Origin of the sequence: Tychonema sp. LEGE 06208 (genome assembly GCF_015207505.1) — a bacterium.
Taxonomy (GTDB): Bacteria; Cyanobacteriota; Cyanobacteriia; order Cyanobacteriales; family Microcoleaceae; genus Microcoleus.
This window is the reverse complement of record NZ_JADEWT010000109.1, coordinates 1-22056: the sequence shown is the minus strand read 5'-3', so window position 1 is coordinate 22056 and position 22056 is coordinate 1. Positions and strand designations below refer to the sequence as shown.

At 44.8% G+C, this 22056-nt stretch carries 15 protein-coding genes and 1 pseudogene; 10 read left to right on the top strand and 6 right to left on the bottom strand.

Annotated elements, in window-relative coordinates; all coding sequences use genetic code 11:
- Positions 1-234 precede the first annotated feature (234 nt).
- From rppA to rpmB, 4 genes are all read left to right on the top strand, one after another.
- Positions 235-933 (top strand): two-component system response regulator RppA, encoded by a 699-nt coding sequence (gene rppA, locus IQ263_RS22775; protein ID WP_194070448.1) that lies wholly within the window; start codon positions 235-237, stop codon positions 931-933.
- A 113-nt stretch (positions 934-1046) separates the two neighbouring features.
- Entirely contained in the window at positions 1047-2378 is a 1332-nt protein-coding gene (gene rppB / locus IQ263_RS22770; protein ID WP_194070447.1) for a two-component system sensor histidine kinase RppB, read from the top strand.
- A gap of 288 nt (positions 2379-2666) precedes the next feature.
- Positions 2667-4655, top strand: coding sequence for a molecular chaperone HtpG (htpG, locus tag IQ263_RS22765; protein WP_194070446.1), 1989 nt, complete (start codon positions 2667-2669; stop codon positions 4653-4655).
- Between the two features lie 85 nt (positions 4656-4740).
- Complete coding sequence (gene rpmB / locus IQ263_RS22760) at positions 4741-4977, top strand: 50S ribosomal protein L28 (protein ID WP_194011072.1); 237 nt, start codon at positions 4741-4743, stop codon at positions 4975-4977.
- Positions 4978-5132: 155 nt separating this feature from the next.
- On the opposite strand, the gene IQ263_RS22755 is transcribed toward rpmB, so the two are convergent.
- The 3 genes from IQ263_RS22755 to proS all read right to left on the bottom strand — a co-directional run bounded on the left by IQ263_RS22755 (position 5133) and on the right by proS (position 12306).
- A complete protein-coding gene (locus IQ263_RS22755; RefSeq protein ID WP_194070445.1) occupies positions 5133-7190 on the bottom strand; it encodes an adenylate/guanylate cyclase domain-containing protein in 2058 nt (685 codons plus the stop codon).
- A gap of 152 nt (positions 7191-7342) precedes the next feature.
- Positions 7343-10315: an adenylate/guanylate cyclase domain-containing protein gene (locus IQ263_RS22750; protein ID WP_194070444.1), complete on the bottom strand. Its 2973-nt coding sequence runs from the start codon at positions 10313-10315 to the stop codon at positions 7343-7345.
- 185 nt (positions 10316-10500) lie between these two features.
- Positions 10501-12306, bottom strand: a complete 1806-nt coding sequence (proS, locus tag IQ263_RS22745; RefSeq protein ID WP_194070443.1) for a proline--tRNA ligase — start codon at positions 12304-12306, stop codon at positions 10501-10503.
- 85 nt (positions 12307-12391) lie between these two features.
- On the opposite strand from proS, the gene IQ263_RS28845 reads away from it, so the two are divergent.
- The 5 genes from IQ263_RS28845 (at position 12392) to IQ263_RS22720 (ending at position 18757) form a co-directional block, all read left to right on the top strand.
- On the top strand, positions 12392-12568 hold the full coding sequence (locus tag IQ263_RS28845; protein ID WP_228050283.1) for a hypothetical protein: 177 nt from the start codon (positions 12392-12394) through the stop codon (positions 12566-12568).
- 387 nt (positions 12569-12955) lie between these two features.
- Positions 12956-13933: an RpnC/YadD family protein gene (locus IQ263_RS22735; protein ID WP_194070442.1), complete on the top strand. Its 978-nt coding sequence runs from the start codon at positions 12956-12958 to the stop codon at positions 13931-13933.
- An 84-nt stretch (positions 13934-14017) separates the two neighbouring features.
- Positions 14018-14359, top strand: a complete 342-nt coding sequence (locus tag IQ263_RS22730; protein ID WP_228050282.1) for a hypothetical protein — start codon at positions 14018-14020, stop codon at positions 14357-14359.
- 409 nt (positions 14360-14768) lie between these two features.
- On the top strand, positions 14769-17894 hold the full coding sequence (locus IQ263_RS22725; RefSeq protein ID WP_194070441.1) for an MFS transporter: 3126 nt from the start codon (positions 14769-14771) through the stop codon (positions 17892-17894).
- Between the two features lie 383 nt (positions 17895-18277).
- Positions 18278-18757 (top strand): orange carotenoid protein N-terminal domain-containing protein, encoded by a 480-nt coding sequence (locus IQ263_RS22720; RefSeq protein ID WP_194070440.1) that lies wholly within the window; start codon positions 18278-18280, stop codon positions 18755-18757.
- 284 nt (positions 18758-19041) lie between these two features.
- On the opposite strand, the gene IQ263_RS22715 is transcribed toward IQ263_RS22720, so the two are convergent.
- Positions 19042-19716, bottom strand: coding sequence for an acetoacetate decarboxylase family protein (locus tag IQ263_RS22715; RefSeq protein ID WP_194070439.1), 675 nt, complete (start codon positions 19714-19716; stop codon positions 19042-19044).
- An 88-nt stretch (positions 19717-19804) separates the two neighbouring features.
- On the opposite strand from IQ263_RS22715, the gene IQ263_RS22710 reads away from it, so the two are divergent.
- Positions 19805-19990 carry a hypothetical protein gene (locus IQ263_RS22710; RefSeq protein WP_194070438.1) on the top strand — a complete coding sequence of 62 codons (186 nt, stop codon included), beginning with the start codon at positions 19805-19807 and terminating at the stop codon, positions 19988-19990.
- Positions 19991-20047: 57 nt separating this feature from the next.
- Here IQ263_RS22710 and IQ263_RS22705 read toward each other — a convergent pair whose 3' ends face one another.
- Together IQ263_RS22705 and IQ263_RS22700 are read right to left on the bottom strand one after the other, a co-directional pair.
- Positions 20048-21529, bottom strand: coding sequence for an S-layer homology domain-containing protein (locus IQ263_RS22705; protein WP_194070437.1), 1482 nt, complete (start codon positions 21527-21529; stop codon positions 20048-20050).
- 428 nt (positions 21530-21957) lie between these two features.
- Positions 21958-22056, bottom strand: a pseudogene (locus IQ263_RS22700) (IS630 family transposase); the annotation flags it as partial.

Here is a 22056-nt window from a genome sequence, read left to right as displayed (position 1 = left end):
AGCTGTTGTGCAAATAAACATTGTATATTTTGATGACAATCAAAAATCGTCAAATTCTCTCCCCCTCTCCCCTGATCCCCATCGGACCCTCAATCGCCATACACAATCTATATGAGCAACAGCTTATCAATTCCGGTTGCACTCATACATAATGTTAACAGTGAATTTACTATGCCGATGAATAGAGGATTTGATCTAACAATGTATACAAATTTACTGCTGTAAATTAATATTATGAGAGTTTTGCTAGTTGAAGACGAGCCAGATTTAGGAAAAGCGATCGAACGCACCTTAAAGCAGGAAAAATATATAGTTGATTGGGCGCAAGACGGCAAGGAAGCTTGGGAATATTTAGAGAGTCATTGGATGCAATACACCTTAGCTATTTTTGACTGGTTGCTTCCGGGATTATCGGGAATAGAACTGCTGCAAAAATTGCGCGAAAGAAATTGTTTTTTGCCAGTTTTGATGCTGACAGCAAAAGACAGGATGGAAGATAAAGTCGCGGGATTGGATGCCGGGGCTGACGATTATTTAGTCAAGCCCTTCGGGATGGCGGAAATGTTAGCAAGGTTGCGGGCCCTGCAAAGGCGATCGCCCCAAATTCAGCCCCAACAGCTACAAATCGGCAATCTAGCCTTAGATTGCGGAAGTCGCACTGTTTTTTATCTCGATTCCCACGGGAAACATCAGAATATTTCGCTGACTAACAAAGAATTTCAACTGCTAGAATATTTGATGAAACATCCGAACCAAATTGTCACTACCGACCAAATTAGGAATCAGATATGGGAAGCAAGCGCAGATTCTTTTAGCAATGTAGTAGCCGCTCAAGTGCGCTTGCTGCGGCGCAAACTCGAATCAGTTGGTTGCGCGAATTTAATTGAAACTGTCTACGGTGTTGGATATCGGATGAAAAGGGGAGAGATATAAATTGATTGTTTGGTGGGGGCAGGTTTTTGAGCTTGTTTGTTTTTTGCTAAAATTTGGAGTAAACCTGCCCCGACAAGATACCTTGTTAAATATTAAAATTAATTGAACTTAATGTGAATCAAAACAAACTATTTAATCGAACTCGATCGCAATTAGCCATTTCCTATGCCGCAGTAATGGGTTTGATTTTAAGCTTGTTGGGATTTTGCGTATATAAGGCGATCGCCCACGCGCACTGGATCGCCATTGACCGCGAATTAGAATCGGTAGCGGGGACGCTGCACGACAGCCTAGAAATCAAGCTGCAGCAGCCCGGACGACTAGAACCAACCGTCAATGAACTTTTGCCAAACCTCCGCGTAATTGGAGTTAACGGCAGGAAAGAACAGTTGCCCAACCGCCATATTTTAAGCGCGCTGAATCAAAGTTATTATTATATTCGTTTATTTGACAATGCAGGGAATTTGATTGCTACAGCAGGCGCCTATCCCGAAGCATTGCCGCCGACATTTAACTCGCAACACTGGCAACAAATCGCTGATATCCAAGGCAATATTTATCACCAAATATCTGTATCGCTGCACACAAGAACACAGCAAGATTGGGGATATTTTCAAGTTGGACGCAGCTTGCAAGACTTCAAGGATTATCTCATGGCAGTCAAATTAATTTTGAAGTTGGGATTGCCGACAGCGCTGATTTTAGTCGGTTTTTCGAGTTGGTGGCTCGCCGGATTAGCGATGAAACCGATTTATCATTCTTACCGACAAATCGAACAGTTTACGGCGGATGCTGCCCACGAATTGCGAACTCCTCTAGCAGCATCTCAAGCAACTGTAGAATCGGCGCTGTTGATGCCAGAATTGGATGAAAAAGAAGTGCGGGAAATTTTGCGAACAATCGATCGCCAAAACCGACGATTGACTCAGTTAGTGGCTGATTTGTTGCTGTTGGCGCGGATGGACTCTCAGGTGAGATCCGATCGCCCTCAGCTTTGTTGTTTGAATGACTTGGTGAATGATTTAGTCGAGGAATTGGCGGCTTTGGCGAAATCCTCCGAGGTAGCGCTAACCTCCGAAATCCGCGTACAGCAGCCGTTGAATGTCGTCGGAGATGCCGATCGACTTTACCGTTTAGTTACGAATTTAATTGTCAATGCCATTCAATACACTCCGCCTGGGGGAAAAGTCACAGCGGTTTTAGATTGCACTCACCAGGAGGCGATAATTCAGGTGCAAGATACCGGTATTGGGATACCGGCGGCAGATTTACCGCGCATATTCGATCGATTTTACCGAGTCAACAGATCTCGATCGCGCCATACCGGCGGATCGGGACTCGGATTGGCGATCGCGCAGGCGATCGTTACGGCCCACCGCGGCAGCCTCAGCGCCCGCAGCGAAGTGGGTTTTGGCAGCACCTTTGTCCTGCGGTTGCCTTTCTAAGCTACTATGTGAGGGAAACCGAATCATCTTTTTAGGGTAATCCCTTTTGCAAAAGATAGCGCGATCGCCCAAAATCAATAAATAGTCATTAGTCAGTTGGCTGTTGTCAGTTGGCTGTTGTCAGTTGGCTGTTGTCAGTTGGTAGGGGCAGTGCCCCGTGCGGGCCCTATACGTTGATAGTTGATAGTTAACTAATAACTCATAACTAATAACAAATAACTAATAACCGATAACTACTGACTAATGACGAATGACGAATGACTCTTAAAAAATACCTAGCGAAGAACTATGACAGTTTTAGAACAGGGAACAATCTCTATCCATACCGAGAATATTTTCCCGATTATCAAGAAGTCGCTATACACCGACCACGAAGTCTTCTTGCGGGAACTAATTTCTAACGCCGTCGATGCCATTGCCAAACTCAAAATGGTTTCCCGTTCCGGCGAATATAGCGGCGATATTGGCGAACCGCAAATCAACATTGCCATTGACACAGAAAACAAAACTCTCTCAATTTCCGATAACGGCATCGGCATGACCGCCGACGAAGTTAAAAAATACATCAACCAAGTCGCTTTTTCCAGCGCCGAAGAATTTATTCAAAAATACCAAGGCAGCGGCGACGACGCAATTATCGGTCACTTTGGACTCGGTTTCTACTCTTCTTTCATGGTTGCCAAGAAAGTAGACATTGACACTCTTTCCTACAAAGAAGGTTCCCAAGCAGTACATTGGTCTTGCGACGGTTCCCCCGCTTTTGAACTATCAGAATCTAGCCGCACCGAACGCGGTACTACAATTACTCTCACTCTCCAAGATGAAGAACAGGAATATGTAGAAGCCAGCCGCATCAAGCAGTTAATCAAAACCTACTGCGATTTCATGCCGGTTCCCATCAAATTTGAGGGAGAAGAACTCAACAAACACAAAGCAATCTGGCGGGAATCAGCCAGCAATTTGCAAAAAGAAGATTACTTGGAACTGTACCGCTACCTTTACCCGTTCCAAGACGAGCCGCTGCTTTGGGTACACCTGAATACAGACTATCCTTTTATTGTCAACGGCATTCTTTTCTTCCCCAAATTGCGGCCGGATGTTGATGTTACCCAAGGCAACATTAAGCTATTCTGCAATCAGGTTTTTGTCAGCGACCACTGCGAAGAAATTATCCCGAAATTTTTGATGCCGCTGCGGGGAGTCATTGACAGTACCGATATTCCGCTGAACGTTTCTCGCAGTTCTTTGCAAAGCAATCGCACCGTGCGGAGAATCGCTGACTATATTGCGAAAAAAGTAGGCGATCGCCTGAAGGAACTTTACCGCGACGACCGATCGGAATACATCCGCTGCTGGCAAGATATCGGAACTTTTGTCAAGTTTGGAGCTCTTAACGATGACAAGTTCAAAAAGCAAGTCGAAGATATCTTAATCTACCGCAGCACCTACGAGCCAACAGCGGACAAGCCAGAAACTACAACCCCAGAAGTGCAGGTGCAAACAGAGGACGGAGATTTGTGGCAAGATGTAACTCCCAAATCGGATAGTTCCGCTTCGACACTGCCTTACACGACACTGAAAGAGTATTTGGAACGCAATCAAACACGTCACGAAAATCGCGTGTTTTACTGTACGGAACCTGCGTCTCAAGCAACTTACGTCGCCCTGCACAAAAGCCAAGGTTTAGAAGTGCTGTTTATGGATTCTTTCATCGACACGCACTTTATCAGTTTCTTGGAACGAGAATATTCTGATGTTAAATTCTTGCGGGTTGATTCGGACATTGACGAAACGCTAATTGATAAAGAAAAAGAAGCGGAAATTGTCGATCCGGCGACCAATAAAACTCGCAGCGAACAAGTTAAAGAAATGTTCCAAAATGCTCTCAACAAGCCGAAAGTGAACATCCGCACCGAAGCTTTGAAGTCTGACTCTACGGAGGGTGCGCCACCTGCGATCGTCCTTTTACCGGAAGCTTTGCGCCGGATGCGGGATATGACGGCGCTGTTACAGCAGCAAGCAGCGGAATTCCCCGAAGAACACGTTTTGCTGGTGAATACGTCTCACCCGCTGATTCAAAATCTGGCGAATTTGAGTCAGGGTGCGATTATTCAAGACGGTGGCGAGTCTCCGTCGGCGCAGTTGGCGAGTATGATTTGTCACCACGTTTATGACTTGGCTCTGATGGCCCAGAAGGGTTTCGATGCTGAGGGGATGAAAGAGTTTGTCGAGCGATCGAACAATGTCTTGACAAAATTAACTGAACGTGCAATGTAATCTTGCAAGTGTGGCGCGCATTGCGCGCCTAGTCCTTGCTCTATAATAAAAGGCTGCATCACAAACAAGTAGTCTGGAGGGCAATATGTCACGGAAATGTCAGTTAACGGGGAAGAAGGCGAATAACGGTTTTGCGGTTTCTCACTCGCACCACCGCACTCACAAGTTGCAAGACGCAAATTTACAGTGGAAGCGGATTTGGTGGCCGCAGGAAAAGCGCTGGGTAAGATTGCACCTTTCTACGAAGGCAATTAAAACCTTGGAACACAAGGGTTTGGAAATTATGGCTAAGAAAGCTGGAATTAACCTTTACAAGCTTTAAATAACCTTGCTAATTGAGCAAAGGGCGATCGTATAAAATTAAAAGTGCGATCGCCCTTACTTTTACAAAAAAAGCCTTCCTAGTAAGAACTTCACTTTTTCTCCACGAATCAGAAAAGAAAAAACTAAAGTCCCGATTACAAACCTTGATTAAACCTATTTTCGGCATTTCAGTAAATAAGTAGTCATTTCACCTTTGCCTTTAACTTCGATCGCGCCGCGACTTTCAAATACATACTTTCCTCGCAATCGCTCATAAGTTGCAGAGGTGACGTGAATGCTTCCCGGCACACCGTGAGATTCCATGCGGGAAGCAGTGTTAACGGTATCTCCCCACAAATCGTAGATAAATTTTTTAATCCCGATGACTCCGGCGACAACCGGGCCAGTGTTGATGCCGATTCTGATGCTAACATCTTGATTTTGGGTATCGCTGAAGTCAATAATTGCCTGCTGCATATCCAAAGCCATTTCTGCGATCGCCTCTGTGCAATCCGGGCGAGGAATTGGCAGCCCTCCTACTACCATATAAGCGTCACCAATCGTCTTAATTTTTTCCAAACCGTGCCTTTCTGCTAGGTTATCAAAAGTCGAAAAAATGTCATTGAGCAAAGCAACTAATTCTGTAGGAGAAACTCGCGAACTCAATTGAGTAAAACCTACTATGTCCGCAAATAAGACCGTAACATCAGCAAAAGTATCTGCGATCGTACTATCTCCCCGCTTCAACCGATTGGCTATTTCTTCCGGCAAAATATTTAACAGCAACCGTTCTGATTGTTCCTGTTGAACCCGCAGTGCACTTAAAGTATCATTGAGAGCATTAGTTCGTTCTTCAACTCTAAATTCTAACTCTTCATTGAGTTTGTAAAGCGCCATTTCAGCTCGCCTGCGCTCTGTGATATCCGTACCGATTCCCAGCATTCCCGCGAACTTTCCTGCCGCGTCAAACAGCGGTTTATTTGCCCACGATACCCAAACCAGCTCGCCGCTGCGCCGCATACTTTCATTTTCATTTCGCGTGTATTGTTCTGGGTTTTGCAAAATATCTCTCAACTTTGCTCCCAAGTCATTTCCTTTTGTATCTATCTCGGGAATAATTGTTCCCACTGCGTGTTTGCCAATTATCTCTTTTTCGTCGTAACCGAAAAACTTCTGTGCAAACTCGTTAAAAAAAGTAATATTTCCTTCCGTATCTATTTTTAAAATAATGCTGTTAGCATTTTCGACTAATTCCCGATACTTAATTTCACTTTGCCGCAGCGAATCCTCTGCTGATGCGCGTTCGGCTACAGTGGCAGCCAACAGCAGTGATGTAACTACAATTACGCTCATAAAAGCCTGCAAAAACAAGATAGCCTGATTAATATTGTCCGCTTTGGCAATAAAAGGGCCACCTCCCTGAGAACCGCCCCAAATGGCGATACAGGATACAATGAAAGATGCTAAAACAGCCCCGATCTGACCGAATTGAATGGTTGCCCAAATTACCAAGGGAAATGGCAAGTATTCGAGGGGATACCCGGAGAGATTACTTTCACTTTTTGAGTTGTAGACGAGCCAACTGACTGTTACTAATAACAGCAGGCATATTCCGGCACTGATTCGATTTACAATTGTTTGACTGCCTGTATTTTGTGGATGGCGTGTGGCTTGTTTTTGGTATATAATCAGCAGCAGGGGAGTAAAAATTACAACTCCCAATGTATCTCCAAGATACCAATTCCAGCGAACTTGCCAATATTCGCTCCACTCAATTAAACCAGTTACACCGAGGCGCAGCGTGCCGAGAGTGGAGTTAATTTGAGTGGCAACTACAGCACCGCAAAAGACTAAATTGACTACATCGATTAGCCGCTCAAGTGAGGGGCGAAAGTTGAGCTTTTGCAGCAAAATAAAGGCGCATAAAGCTTGCAAACAAGCACAAAAAGCACTAATTGTTGCAAGTGTTAAAGACACATTAAGGTTAATAGTTTCGTAAAAAAATACGCCTAAAGCTATTCCCGGCCAAACTCGCCGACCAAATAATAAAAGTGCAGCTTGTGCAATTCCTGCGGGCGGCCAGACGCAGGTAGCTAATTTATTTACGCCGGGGATTGAAACTGCTATTTTTGCTCCTAAAGCGTAAGCAAAGGCAATGGCAGCTATTTTTGCTAAGTATTGCCAATTTATAGATTGAGCAAATCGCAGCAACAGATTTTTGTTTTGGTTCATACTGAGCTTTATATTTTTAACTGGCTATGCCCACAGCCAAGACGATTAGGATCTAATTAATTGCATAAATATGAGCTAAACATTATTTATTCCTTTTCCCCATTTTTTTTTGCTCTTCCTTATTTCCTCTTCCTTCTTCCTTCTTCCTTATTTTACAACTTAATGCCTGTGAGAAAATAAGTGTTCATTTCACCTTTGCCTTTAACTTCGATCGCGCCGCGACTTTCAAATACATACTTGTACTGCAATATATCATAAGTTGCAGAAGTGACTTGAATGCACCCAGGTAAGCCGTGGGATTCCATGCGAGAAGCGGTGTTAACGGTGTCTCCCCACAAATCGTAGATGAATTTTTTAATCCCGATGACTCCCGCGACAACTGGGCCGCTGTTGATGCCGATTCTGATGCTGACATCTTGATTTTGGGTGTGGCTGAAATCAATAATTGCCTGCTGCATATCCAGGGCCATTTGGGCGATCGCCTCTGCATGATCGCTGCGGGGCAGGGGCAGCCCTCCAACTACCATATAAGCGTCACCAATGGTCTTAATTTTTTCCAATCCGTGCTTTTGGGCTAGGCGATCGAAGGTAGAAAAAATGTCGTTAAGCAAGGAAACTAATTCCGGTGGAGAAATTTGGGAACTAATTTGGGTAAAACCGACTATATCGGCAAACAATACTGTTACTTCGGCAAAAGTATCGGCGATGATGCTTTGGTCTTGTTTGAGTCTTTCGGCGATCGCTTGTGGTAACACGTTGAGCAGGAGGCGATCGGATTTTTCTTGTTCTAAGCGCAAAGCTGCCTCAGCTTCTTTGCGAGTTGTGATATCTTCAACAGTACCTTCGTAATAAAGCAAATTTCCATGTATGTCGCAGACAGTATAAGCATTTTCGGCAGTCCAAATTATACTGCCATCTTGACGGTAAACTTGAGATTCTAAATCCGATACTTTGCCGTTGATTCGCATTAAATCTATGACTTCAGCGCGCTGTTCTTGATCGACATATAGCTGGCGATTAATATCAGTTAAATTTGCCATCAACTCCTCGCAGGAACTGTAACCATAAATGCGAATCAAAGCAGGATTGACGCTGAGATATTCCCCATCGGGAGTAGTTTGAAAGATGCCGACGATCGCATTTTCAAAAATGCTGCGGTATTTGGCCTCAGCTTGCCGCAGCGCTGCTTCAGCGCGCTGGCGTTCCCGCGCTTCTACTGCAAAAGTTACAGAGTCTGTTAGAGAAACAGCGAAACTTTGTTCTTCAATAGTCCAATAGCGCGGCATTCCTACGTGTTCCAAACAGAGAACTCCTGCTGTTTCTCCGCCTATTTGAATCGGCGTGTCTAGCATGGAAGTGATGCCCAACGGAATTAGGTAATCTTGCACAAATTCTCTAGTTCTGAAATCTTTTTGCGCGTCAAAAGCAGCAATTGCTCGTTCTTCTTGAAGTGTGTGAAAATAGACAGGATAGTCTGCTTCTGCTAATTCCATACCCTTTGAGTGCTGGTTGGCGGTGCGATCGAACAAATCTAAGCACTCCATCTTAGATTTAGGGCGATCGTACAACCAGACACTCGATCGCGCAACTTCCAGAGTACGGCTAGCAGTCTCAGTAATTTCTTCAAGTGCTTTGGTTAAGTCCCCTTGATTCAGCGCTTTATTTTTGGCTAAATCAATTAATGCCGATTTCTGTTTCTGTAGCTGAAGTTCGCTTTGTTTCAGGGCATTTGTCCGCTCTTCTACTCGTATTTCCAGCTTTTCATTCAACTTTTGTAAGGCTATTTCGGCGTTGCGGCGATCGGTGATATCTGTGCCGATGCAGAGGATACCCTGGAGTTCTCCCGCTGCATCAAACAGCGGTTTATTTGCCCAAGATACCCAAATGCGAGATCCGTCACGCCGGATATTCTCATTTTCATAGTTAGTAAAGCGATCGGGATTTTGTAAAATTTCATTATAAACCAACTCTAAGTTATTCCCTTCGTCGTCGGTTTGGGGAAGAATTGTTCCCACTGCATTTTTCCCCAGGATTTCTTCCTGATTGTAGCCAAACAATATTTCGGCAAACTCATTAAAAAAAATAATTTTACCGTTGGGCTCTAATTTGACAATAATACTATTAGCATTCTCAACTAACTCTCGATATTTAATTTCACTTTCACGCAGAGAATTTTCGGCGGCTGCGCGTTCGGCTACCGTCGCTGCCAATAACAGCGAAGTAATCGTAACTACAGCCATAAAAGCTTGTAAAAATAAAATAGCCTGATTAATATTTTCTGCTTTGGCTATAAACGGGCCACCTCCATTAGAACTGCCTAAAATTGCGATACTTGAGACAACTAACGATGCCAGAACAGCGGCCCGCTGACCGAATTGGAGCGCCGCCCAAATTATCAAAGGAAACGGCAAATATTCAAGGGGATAGCGAGAAATAGAAGTGTCATTTTTCGATACAAAGACCAGCCAGCTTACCCCAATTAATAACACCAACCATACTCCCCGCCAAATTAAATAATTTTTCGGAAGATGTGTTTGTATTTTTAAACGATAGGCGGTTACTTGAGGACGAAAAAATATCAGGATTAAGGGAGTCAAAATCAAAACTCCCATTGCGTCACCCAACCACCAATTCCACCGAAGCGACCAATATTCTGACAAATCTACTTTCCCAGCCAAATATATGGAAAGCGCGCCGATAGTACAACTGATTTGAGTAGAAATTAGACCGCCAAACAAGATTAAATTAACTACATCTTTCAAACGTTCTAGAGAGGGACGAAACCCCAGCCGCCGCAGCACAGTTGCTGCAAAAACAGCTTGCAGAATAGCACCAATATTTCCTCCCAGCCAAACCGCTAATATCTGTTCAGTTGGGTTAACAAAATTGAGTATAAATATACCCAAAACAATCGCAGGCCAGACTTTTATGCCAAACAATAAAAGTCCAGCTTGGGCAATTCCTGCGGGGGGCCACACCGAGGAAGCAAAGGGATTGACACCTTGAATTGCAAATGCTAGTCTCGCCCCCACGGCGTAAGCGATCGCAAGGACAGTTACTTGGGCTAAGTAGCGCCAAATTCGGGATTGAGGGAATCGAAGAAACTGACTTATATTCAGATTCATATCGCACCTTATTACTCGTTAATTTATGGTGCAGGCTGTGCACCTTGCTAGCTGCACATTCAGGATGCAGATCAAACCCATACACTTATGGTTTGATTGTTTTTTGACATAAAATTTAAACGCATAACAACTGATATTTTGGGATAATGCAAGGTGCGCGCCGCGCACCTTACCGTTATAAAAACTTATTTGATGGCGGCATCAATCCACTCTTTCAAAGTAGCATTAACTTCCTCAATGAGAATTTCATGGGATTTGTGAGTTGCTCTTTCCACAATTTCAACTTTACCCGATTTCAGGGAACGACCGGGAACAATGCGATAGGGAATGCCGATTAAATCAGCATCTTTAAATTTAACTCCGGCTCGTTCGTCTCGGTCATCTAGTAGGGTTTCAATGCCAGATTGATTGAGTTCTGCGTAGAGTTTTTCGGCGACTTCTACTTGTTGGGCGTCGGAAATGTTGGGGATGCTAATGATGGCGTGATACGGCGCGATCGCCACTGGCCAGATGATCCCGTCTTTGTCGTAGGATTGTTCTACGGCAGATTGAGCCAGCCGCGACACGCCGACACCGTAGCAGCCCATTATTAAAGGCATTTCTTCCCCTTGTTCGCTGGTGTAGGTGGCGCCCATTGCTTGCGAGTATTTGGTTCCTAATTGGAAGATGTGGCCGACTTCGATACCTCTGGCGCTTTGCAAGGTTTGTTCCGGATTGTGCACCGCCCGATCGCCCTTTTTGGCCGTTCTGACACCCACAACCGTTGCAGGTAGCGGAAATTCTTTATTCCAATTAGCTCCCACAACGTGGTATCCTGACTCGTTAGAACCAGTGACAAAGTTGGTTAGATCGACAGCAGTGCGATCGACCAAACGCAAAAACTTAGAATTTACCTCCTTGCTCCCAGCGATATAATCATCAGCAAGATCCGGAGCCATATAACCCAGAGGCAAAGATTTAGCCGCCCATTTCCCCTGAGCTTCCGCATCAGGAACCGTCAAAAATAAAACAGTTTTAGCTTGATAATTTGGTGCTAACTTCGTCAATTCATTCAGCAACTTTACCTGATTCACATCTTGGTCGCCGCGAATACTTACCAATACCAAAACTGTAATACCGCTGTCATAAACAGCCTGATACAGCACATTTTTGACAACTTGCGTCGGAGAACACTTCAAAAACTTGCCCAGTTTATCAATTGTGTCAGTTCCCGGCGTTTCCCGCTTTTCAAAAGTTGCAAAGGGCGACGGTTCCGCATCAGCAGGAATCGATACAGCCTTCTCCACATTAGCAGCATACTGACCGTCTTCAGTATAAAGAACTTCATCCTCACCCGCTTCTGCCAGCACCATAAACTCTTGAGAACCAGATCCACCAATTGCACCAGAATCGGCATCTACTGCTCGGAATTCCAAGCCCGATCGGCGCAGCATATTGCTGTAGGCTCGATCCATATCCTGATAAGTTTTTTTCAAACTTTCTTCGCTAGTGTGAAAAGAATAGCCATCTTTCATAATAAACTCGCGACCGCGCATCAACCCAAAACGCGGGCGAATTTCATCGCGAAACTTAGTTTGAATTTGATAGAGATGCAAAGGCAACTGCCGATAGGAACGAACCATATCCTTAGCAATTGTAGTAATTACCTCTTCGTGAGTTGGGCCCAATCCCAACTCAGTATCGCGACGGTCTGTGAGAGAAAACATGATACCTTCAGCTTGAGTGTAGGTATCCCAGCGACCGGATTCCCGCCACAAATCAGCAGGTTGCAATTGCGGGAGGAGACATTCTTGAGCGCCGGTAGCATCCATTTCTTCCCGCACAATTTGAGAAACTTTTTTGAGAACTCGCCACATCAAAGGCAGATAAGCGTAAATTCCGCTACCGATGCGCCGGATGTATCCCGCACGGAGTAATAGTTTGTGGCTGGGAATTTCTGCTTCTGCAGGGTCTTCCCGCAGGGTGACAAAAAGCATTTGAGAGAGTCGCATAGCTGATTTCCTTAAAAGACCGGATGATTGTAATCTCAGATTAACTTCTGATATTATCAGACGTGAGGCGGATTTGATTAAATATATGAATAAAATTTGGCAAAACTACGAAAAAGGTATGGCAGTATTTGATAATTGTCACTCTCCTACTGTGCAATCTCAGTGGCTTGCCTTAAAAGATGAAATAGGAGAATTTGTTCAAGAACCTAATTTAAGCGAAATTTGGGATATTGTTCTGCTGGTCGATTGCTTTACAAAATAATCGGAATTCCCTTATATTTACTGGCCTATCCTACTGTTCGCAAACACAGTCAACGTTTCGAGGAATACGGGTGTATTCGCAGCCGACGCAACTGCGAGGGTAAATGCTGCCAAAAGTTGACAGTTGATGGTTGATAGTTGATAATTGATAGTTGATGGCGAGAGTTTTAAACAGTTGATATCTGATAATTTTGACGAGCAGATTTAACTGTTTTTAACTGGTTTAACTGGTTCCCAGCCAGAGCATGAAATTTTCCAGAAGCAGAGCCTCCGCTGTAACAATGGAGGCCGAGCCTCCCGATCTGCATTACCTGGTATAGCTTGGTAACAAGTAGCGAATAGATGAGTAGTCGCGAGGTTTTTAAACACTTGATAGCTGACAATTCTCATGACTAGATTTATTCACGACCAATTCGCAAAACAGTATCTCAAAGAACTATTAACCCCTCTGGGCAAAGTCGAAACCAGCCTCGACATTGCTGGAGAAGTAAGGCAGGTTGACGTTTTTTTTGCCCCCAAATCGGAACCTGAAGTCGAAGCAACAGCCCTCGGCATTTTGGGTCAAATCGCAGCAAAACCCGCTGTATTGGAACCATTCCGCAGTCCTGTTCAAACCGGAGAAATTCGCAGTTGTTTGGGCAAACTATTTGATGTCCACGCCGAATATGAACGAGTCGCAGCCAGAGATAATAGCAGGATTGCAGAGGCAGACTTGCCCCAACTCTGGATACTGTCGCCGACGGTTTCCGACGTTATGTTAGCTGGATTTGGAGCGATTCCCGAACCCGAAAATTGGGTAAATGGAGTTTATTTTCTGAGTCCGTCTCTGAAAGCAGCAATTATTGCCATTCACCAACTGCCCCGCACTCCCGAAACGCTGTGGCTGAGGATTTTGGGGAAGGGAAACGTGCAAAAGCAAGCTATTGCCGAATTGAGAGAATTACCCTCAGATAATTTCTTTCGGTTGAGCGCGTTAGAATTGTTGTACAACTTGCGAACGATTTTAGAAGTCCGTCAAGACATAGATCGAGAAGATCGGGAGTTAATTATGGAACTGTCACCCCTCTATTTGCAACGGCTTGAAGATGCAACTCAACGAGGTATCCAGCAAGGTATCCAAGAAGGTATCCAAGAAGGTATACAGCAAGGTATCCAAGAAGGTATCCAAGAAGGTATCCAGCGCAGTCAACGCTTGATAGTTGAGAGTATGCTACAAGTGAAATTTGGCGAGATTGATGAAGAATTAGCCCAGATAATCGAGCCTTTGATTAAACTAGAAAGTCTCGATCGCGCGCGACTGATTAGGCAGCTCGAACGCCCGGAATTACTAGCTCGTTTTGCTCCCAAAAATCAAACGGAATCCTAACTCATCAGCGCGCTCTACAATCTGTAGGGGGCGCTAAATATCACTTTAATATTTATTATATATCGAGAAAATCGGGAGTTAATTATGGAACTGTCACCGCTCTATTTACAACGGCTGGAAGAAGCAACTCAGCGAGGTATCGAGCAAGGTATTCAGCGAGGTATCGAGCAATATTTTCAGCAAGGTATCCAGCAAGGTTTTCAGCAAGGTATCCAGCAAGGTTTTCAGCAAGGTTTTCAGCAAGGTAAACGCGAGATTATTGAGAGTATATTACAAGTAAGATTTGGCGAAATCGATGAAGAATTAGCCCAAATAATTGAGCCTTTGATTCAACTAGAACCTCTTGAAAGCACGCGACTGAGTATGCAGCTCGAACGCCCGGAATTACTAGCTCGTTTTGCTCCCAAAAATCAAACGGAATCCTAAAAAGACAGCGCACTCTACGATATGTAGGGTGCGCCACATCGCACTTTATTAAGTAACCACGCCCTATTAATTACATAAAAAGTCTTGACGGCCCCTGTGATAATTACTAGCTGTCGCCCCCGCCTCAAACCTGCATTTTTTGGGCGAACTCTACGGCTACTCCTCGCAAATCAACTCATTTCTGACTTTAGAGGGATTTATTTTTCCGCTTCCAGAGCCATAATCAGCAGTAAGGATGACATAACTAAAGAACTGATTTACTATTCATCCTTATTTTACGAATTAGGGCTTCCTTAAGATAAAGCCTGACGAAAAAAACCACCATCAAAAAAGTGTCCATTCCCCTAGTTAAATGTTAGGGGCCAATTTCAATATGCCTGATTCGGCATCAAAATTTAGGAGGTAATTTATGTTTGAAAGCGAGTTATTAATGTCGCTGTACAGTCCCAAATTCAATATTGCCCAAATGCCGGTGCAAAGAGATGTCCCGTTCCAGCACCCGGATGTCGCAGGGCTGATGTTTCTAAGTCCTCAGTTTTTCGTGGCATTAATCGCCGGAGTCATTATGGCTTTCGGCTTCCAATTCCTGTTAACAAATTTCTCGATTGCCGCCAAAATATCTAATTGGGACGACGCTTTACCCGATGATGATGACGATTCCGAAAGTTTTGGCACTAAAATTCGGAAGACTGAAGGTCTAGTTGGAGGTTGGATTTTAGTCACAGTTAACCTGGCTTTATTTTTAGCTTGTTTTCTGGCGGTCAAACTAACTTCAATTGCCTCGGTAGACGGCGCGGCAATTATTGGTGTAGTCATTTGGTCGGCGTACTTTTTAACCCTGGTATGGCTGGGTTCTAGCGCCGTCGGCTCCATGATTGGTTCCTTGATAAAAACTGCTTTTTCAGGCATTCAAGGCGTTATGGGTACTGCCGGTTCAGCGATCGGCGGCAAGATGGCGGGCGACCAAATGGTCAATACTGTGGAAGCATCTGTGGCTGCTGTCCGCCGTGAATTGAGCTCGGCTGTAGACCCGGAGAGCATTCGCGAAACACTGCAAGATTATGTGGGTTCTTTGCAGTTGCCGAAGCTAGATGTCAAGGAAATTCGCGGTCAATTTGAAAAGTTGCTGGGGGATGCCGATATCAAATCTCTGGCGGGAACCGATGTTTTAAAGAATGTTAACCGCCAAACTTTTGTGGATTTAATTAGCAGTCGCAGTGATTTTTCTCAAGAAGAAATAAATCAAGTTGCTAACCAACTCGAAGGCGTTTGGAAGCAAACATTTGGCAAGCAGCAAGAAAAGAAAGACCCGAATTTAGAGTTAGTTGATTTTCTTAAATTTGCGGCTCCCGATTTGCTGAAGTCTGACGAACTCAACGCTAAATTGTCTCAAATTCTGGAAAATCGGGACAACAAATCGGAGTCCAGCGGGGGCATGAACCGGGCGATGCAGTTGGGTGTGGAAGCTCTGGTGGGCACGGTTTTGTCGCGGACTGATTTGTCGGATTTGGATGTTGAAAAAATTTCTGGTCAGTTGCAGCAACTAACTGCAAAAGGAAAGGAAAAAGCTAAGTCTTTGAGCGAGAAGGTGGGCGATAAATTGCCTGCGCTGCCTTTCAATACAGCTAAGGCTGATGTGGAAAATTACTTGCTTAATACTCAACCTTGGCATCTCAACCGAGAAACTATCAAGCAGGAATTTAGGGATGTTATTTACGATCCCGAAGCTTCTCCGGGGGCAGTTTTGCGCCAGTTAGAGATGTTTAATCCTGAATATTTTGTAGGGATTTTGGGCCGCCGCGAGGGGTTTAGTCAGGAACAGGCGACGGAAATTGCCGAACAGCTTGAAGGTGTCCGTCAAGAAGTTTTGGGAATTGTTCGAGATGCTGCTGGTGAGGAACAATCTCAAGATTTACGCAGCCGGATTGAGAATTATTTGCGATCGACTGGTAAGGAAGAATTGAATCCAGAAGGTATCGAGAAGGACTTCCAAGCGCTGTTGGACGATCGCGATGCTGGTTTTGAGGCTTTGCGCGATCGCCTGTCGCAATTTGACCGCGATACTTTGGTACAATTGCTCGGTCAGCGGGAGGATTTCAGCCCAGAAGAAGCAGATCAGTTAATCGGGCGGCTGGAAAGTTCGCGCGATCAAGTAATTTCCAAAGCTCAAGAATTGCAAGAGCAAGCGAAATCGAAAGCGCAAGAATTGCGGCAAAAGGTAGAAGAGTATCTCCGCAATACTAATAAGGAAGAACTCAATCCTGAAGCGATCGAGCGCGAGTTTCAAACGCTGTTAAGCGACCCGGAAGCGGGATTGAAAGCGCTGAGAGAACGCTTATCTCAATTCGACCGCGATACGCTGGTGCAACTGCTGTCGCAGCGCCAAGACCTCAACGAAGAACAGATAAATGGGGCGATCGACAAAATCGAATCCGTGCGCGACAACATTGTCCACGCACCGCAGATAGTGGCGGATAAAGCTAAGGAACAGTACGAGGAAGTTACTGGCAAAATTGGTGAGTACCTACGGAATACCAACCTGGAAGAACTCGATCCTGAAGGTCTGAATCGGGATTTGACCAAATTGTTTGAAAATCCGAAAGAAGGCGCTTTGGCGCTGCGGGAAAGGCTGTCTCAGGTCGATCGCGAAACCTTGGTCAAGTTGCTTTCGCAGCGGGAAGATTTGAGCGAAGAACAAATCAATCGGACGATCGACCGCGTGCAAGATTCGATTCGCAGCATCGTGAAATCGCCCCGCCGTTTGGCATCTCGCGCTCAAAAAACTGTCAAGGATTTCCAAGGAAGTTTGGAAAATTACTTGCAGAATACCAACAAGGAAGAACTCAATCCCGAAGGTATCAAACGCGATTTGCAGTTGTTGTTTAGCGAGCCGGGAATGGGGATGCAAAGTTTGGGCGATCGCCTGAAGCACTTCGATCGCGGTACGCTGGTAGCCTTGCTGTCGCAGCGGGAAGACATCTCCGAAGAGGAAGCCAACCAAATTGCTGATCGTATCGAATCAGTCCGCAACGAATTTGTCGAACAACTTCAAATGGTGCAAGACAAGTTTCAGTCAGCAATTGACGGTATTTTCGCGAAAATTCGGGATTACCTCAATTCGCTCGATCGACCAGAACTCAACTACGAAAGCATCAAACGAGACTTCCGCAAAGTATTTGACGACCCGCAGGCCGGATTTGACGCGATTAAAGAGCGTTTAGGCGAATTCGATCGCGGTACTTTAGTCGCAGTAATTAGCTCTCGCTCCGATATTTCAGAAGACCAAGCTAACAAAATTATCGACCAAATTGAAGGAGCCAGGGACAGCGTGCTGTCGCGCTCGGAACGCCTGCAAGAGCAAGCCAAAAAACGCATTAAAGATATCAAGAAAAAGACCAAGCAGCAAGCAGAAGATGCGCGGGAAGCTGCAGCAACTGCTGCTTGGTGGCTGTTCGGTACGGCTCTAACTTCTGTGGTTGTTTCGGCTCTGGCTGGAGCAATAGCAGTCGGCGGTATTTCGGGTTTGTTTAGCTAGAATTTCAACAAGTTTCAATTAAAATTCTCCTGATTCTAGGCTGGCTGTGTGCCAGCCTATTTTTTTGGGAATAATATCGTATTCGCTCCAACGGCAAAAAATGTTCGAGCGATCGCACTTAGGTACTCAAAAATGAACAAAAACTGAATTGCGATCGATCGAACTTGACGCTCTCAATCTCATTGACCTGAGACCCACCGCATCATCCTTTAGTTGTAAACTTCCTACCACCTTCGGAGCCGCCACCACCAATTACTGTCGGGGTTCATCTCTACCTTCCGCAAGATTCTAGCCTCCCTATTTATTTGCTAACTTTTATTGAGTAGCAAAAAAAGTTTTTGCTATCAACAAACAGAGCAATACATATTATTTTGGAGACTGAAATGACATTTTCTACTACCAGCGCCTACGACCAAGGAAAAGCCGATATGCAGAGCTTGAATGTAGACGATCAATTAGGTTTGCTGTGGTTTGTTTACACCGAAATGGGCAAGTCAATCACGCCAGCGGCTCCGGGTGCTGCCGGTTCCGAAATTGCTGAGGGTTTGTTCGAGCAAGTCAAGGCGCTGCCCAAGGAAGAACAACTGCAAGTAATGCGCGACATTGCCTCAAAAACCAATACTGAAATCAGCCGGATGTACGGCTCATTGAGCCCTGAAACCAAGCTGGCTTTTTGGTACTTCCTGGCAGTAGGAATGGACGAAGGAACCATTATTCCCGTACCTTCCGACTACAAACTTCCCGAAGCTGGAAATGCTTTATTAGCAAAGATTAAGGGCATGGATTTTCAGCAGCAAATTGATTTCCTGCGCGGTACAGTTTTAGAAATGGGTGCTGAAGCCGCTTCAGGGGCTGGAATTTAATATCAAATCCTCTCTTCATCGGAGTAGTAAATTCACTGTTGACTGTTGACTGTTGACTGTTGAATGTTGAATGTTGACTGTTGACTGTTAACTGTTAACTGTTAACATCATGAGGAGTGCAACCGGAATTGATTTAATTTCAGTACAATCAGCACGAGCAATCAGAAACCGGTTTTTTTTGCGAACATACTGCATCAACGCTTTTAATGCTGCAAAAGGTTGATTTAATATTGACCTGCAATTCCTGCGTAAAGCGGGAATTGCAGCTCAATACCAATTTTCAGCTAATAATTGAATTCAGCAGCTATGTTTCCCACAACTTCCGGCGCACCGGCCATTAAACGCATATCTTCACAGGCCACTGTAAGCAAGGGCTGACCTAAGTTTAAACTAGCAAAATGACTTTCTTCAGTTACTTCTAATTTACCTTTAATCAAACCGATTCGAGACTGAAATTCTCCTTTGAATAGTAGCAAATTGCTGCGATCGGTGCTGAAAACATTTCCGCTAAAAGGTACAGGTAGCGCTAAACTTTGTTGACTGTAATTGAGACTGCACAGTTGACGGTTTGCTTGGCTAACTGTAACTCGGTAGCCTAGCGGTGTTGCTTTTACCGAATCGTTGCCTTCCCAACTAAATTGAGCTAATTCTTTAGGAAGTCCCCAAATTTCGCGCCCGCCGGCTACCGAGTGAGGGTTGTCTACGTAGATGTGGGAAATCCAAGCGCCCCATTTTCCTGCATAATTGGCGATCGCGCTTACGACAATTAACTCATTGTACTCCATCACGGAACCCAATCCGTAGGAGGATATATAAACTCCACCTAGGGTTTTTCCTGGCAATACAGAGACTATTTCTAACTCAGATGGAACCAAGGGACGCACCCGTGCCACATCTATTAATTGTAAAGTCTGAACAGCATAACCTTGCAAATTCCAAGGTGCAGGTGGATATACCATTTTCAGGGATTTTATGTGGGATATTTTATACTTATTTTAGCTCAACTTCTCAAACAGCAACTAATTTTGGTATTTATTCATAAAGTTTTTGGAAAATTATTTAATTCTTAATGTTTGTATTCTCAAAAAGTCCCAGGTAAAAACCTTTGCCGAAAATCACCCCTCAGATAGCATTAGCGTAGAATATCGCCGTCGTGATGTTGGCGGAACTTTCGAGTGTTACCTTCCTGGGGAGAAAGTCTTGAAAGTTCCCTTCCTTAATGCGAAAACATGAGTCGTTCAACCTCAAACCCTACTCCCCTTTTAAAAGGGGATTTAGGGGGTTCTTTATCTACTTACTCCCATATCCCGTACTCACCAAAAACTCGCGCAATTTCGCAAAGAATTGATTGCGATCGCGCCCTTGATAAACTTTGTCCAACAATTGCCAACCTTCGGCCTCCTGGCCCGCAACATACTTGCTGGCCATGAAAGCAGCCAACACCCCTTTTACCTCTGCATCTTCGCTCGATCGCTTCCTAGATTCCAGCCACAGTTCAGCAGAATTTGTGTATACTTCCACGGGATACTGCTTAGTAACATCTTCCATTTTACCTTGGCGGTACTGCCAAATTTGCAGCGGCAACCGAGAATCCGCATAATTTGTAAAAGCCTCTGCAAATCGCCCGTCTAGACTCTTGAACTCCGGGATATCATTTTTGCCAAAATCGACAATTTCGTAGCTGACATTGCCCCAAAAATGCTTGATGTGAGTGTATTTTTTAGCTGCTGAGTCGTAGCGGTAAATAAACGAATAATTGCAGCAGCGGACACCGCTATTGATTGAGACTAAATCTGCCAGCACTTCTGGTTCTTTGTCGCCGTCAAAATCGCGGATTCGCACCGATAACAAACGCCCTTCTGATACTTCATCGTTGGCTTTTTTATCGGGATTGTCTACTAGAGAACGAGTCGGAATTAGCACTGGTTCGTCTAATAAAGTTTGACCCTCTCGGATAATTTTGATGCGGATATTTTTGGCATTTTCTCCTTCTTTGACGAAAGAAACTTCTGCCCTAATATTCCCAGATTCCGAGGTTTCTGTGGTTCTCGCCGGGCCGACATTCGTTGGGACTTGGGCGATGTATTGCGAGGGAACTAAGGCTGTTTGTCCGGGTTTGGCGATCGCCTGACACAAGAAAGTTGCTACTTCGGCGCGGGTTGCATTGCGCGTAGGTTCTAGCTGTTTGACGGCGGGATAATTGACTACAAGTTGTTTTTCTGCGGCGGCGGCGATCGCATTTCTTGCCAATTCTGGAATGTCTGGCGCATCTTCAAAAGTCGCATCCAAAATTTCAGCGGCTGAACCTGTAGGCGTATATTTCAAGCCGCTGCTTAAAGCTACCAAAACCTGCCAGCGGGGAATGTTCAGAGTCGGGTTAAAAATACTGCCGCTGTAACCGGACAAAAAACCCGTCTGATAAGCTTCTCGAATTGGTTTATAACCCCAGTAGTTCGTGGGAATATCTGCAAAGTTGATCGGATTGCGAACGGTTTTTGCATCGGGAAAAGCCCTACGCAGCATTGCCGCAAACTCAGCGCGGCTGACTGGGCGGTTCGGGCGAAAACTGCCGTCTTCGTAGTAGCCGCTGATGATTTTTTTATCGGCTAATTCCTCAATGCAGCCTTGGGCCCAATGGTTTGTGACATCCTGAAATTTGGCCTCGGCCAATGCCGGGGCTACATTCAGCCCTGGAAACACTAAATTTCCGATGATTGTGCCCAAAGCTGCGACTAAAGCGATGACAGCTTGACGTTTGTGCGATCGAACCATAGAACAGCCTCCTTTGTCACCAAATTTGCGATCAAAACTCACGCAAGGTTTACATAGTATACCAGCAGGGCTATTTCATTCAGATTGAGTAGCTGATATGATAATAAACTATCGTAGTCATTCACAGGATATGTGATGTCTCAAATTGCCATTGTCGAAGCCTTTGCAGACCTACCCAATACCCGTCGAAGAGCAGGAAAACGCCATCATCAAGCACTGTGACACCGCCTTGTTTACCTTAGGTGTTGCTGCCGGAAATCGTGGATTTCTGGCGATGTAGATTCAAAAACGCATGAAATCACGGCAATCCCTGCTTTTATTGAGCAGATGTCACTCAAAGGTGTTGTGTTCGCCTTTGATGCCATCAGCACCCAAAAACAACTGCTCACACCATAATTGATATAGTCATTTCAAATAAAAAAGAGACACTATTGAGCGCAGTAGGCACAGATAAGTTCATCTAAAGATGTGCCAGCAGGAGCATACATTCTGGCTCGCTTTAAGGCACTAAAATCGTGTTCAATATC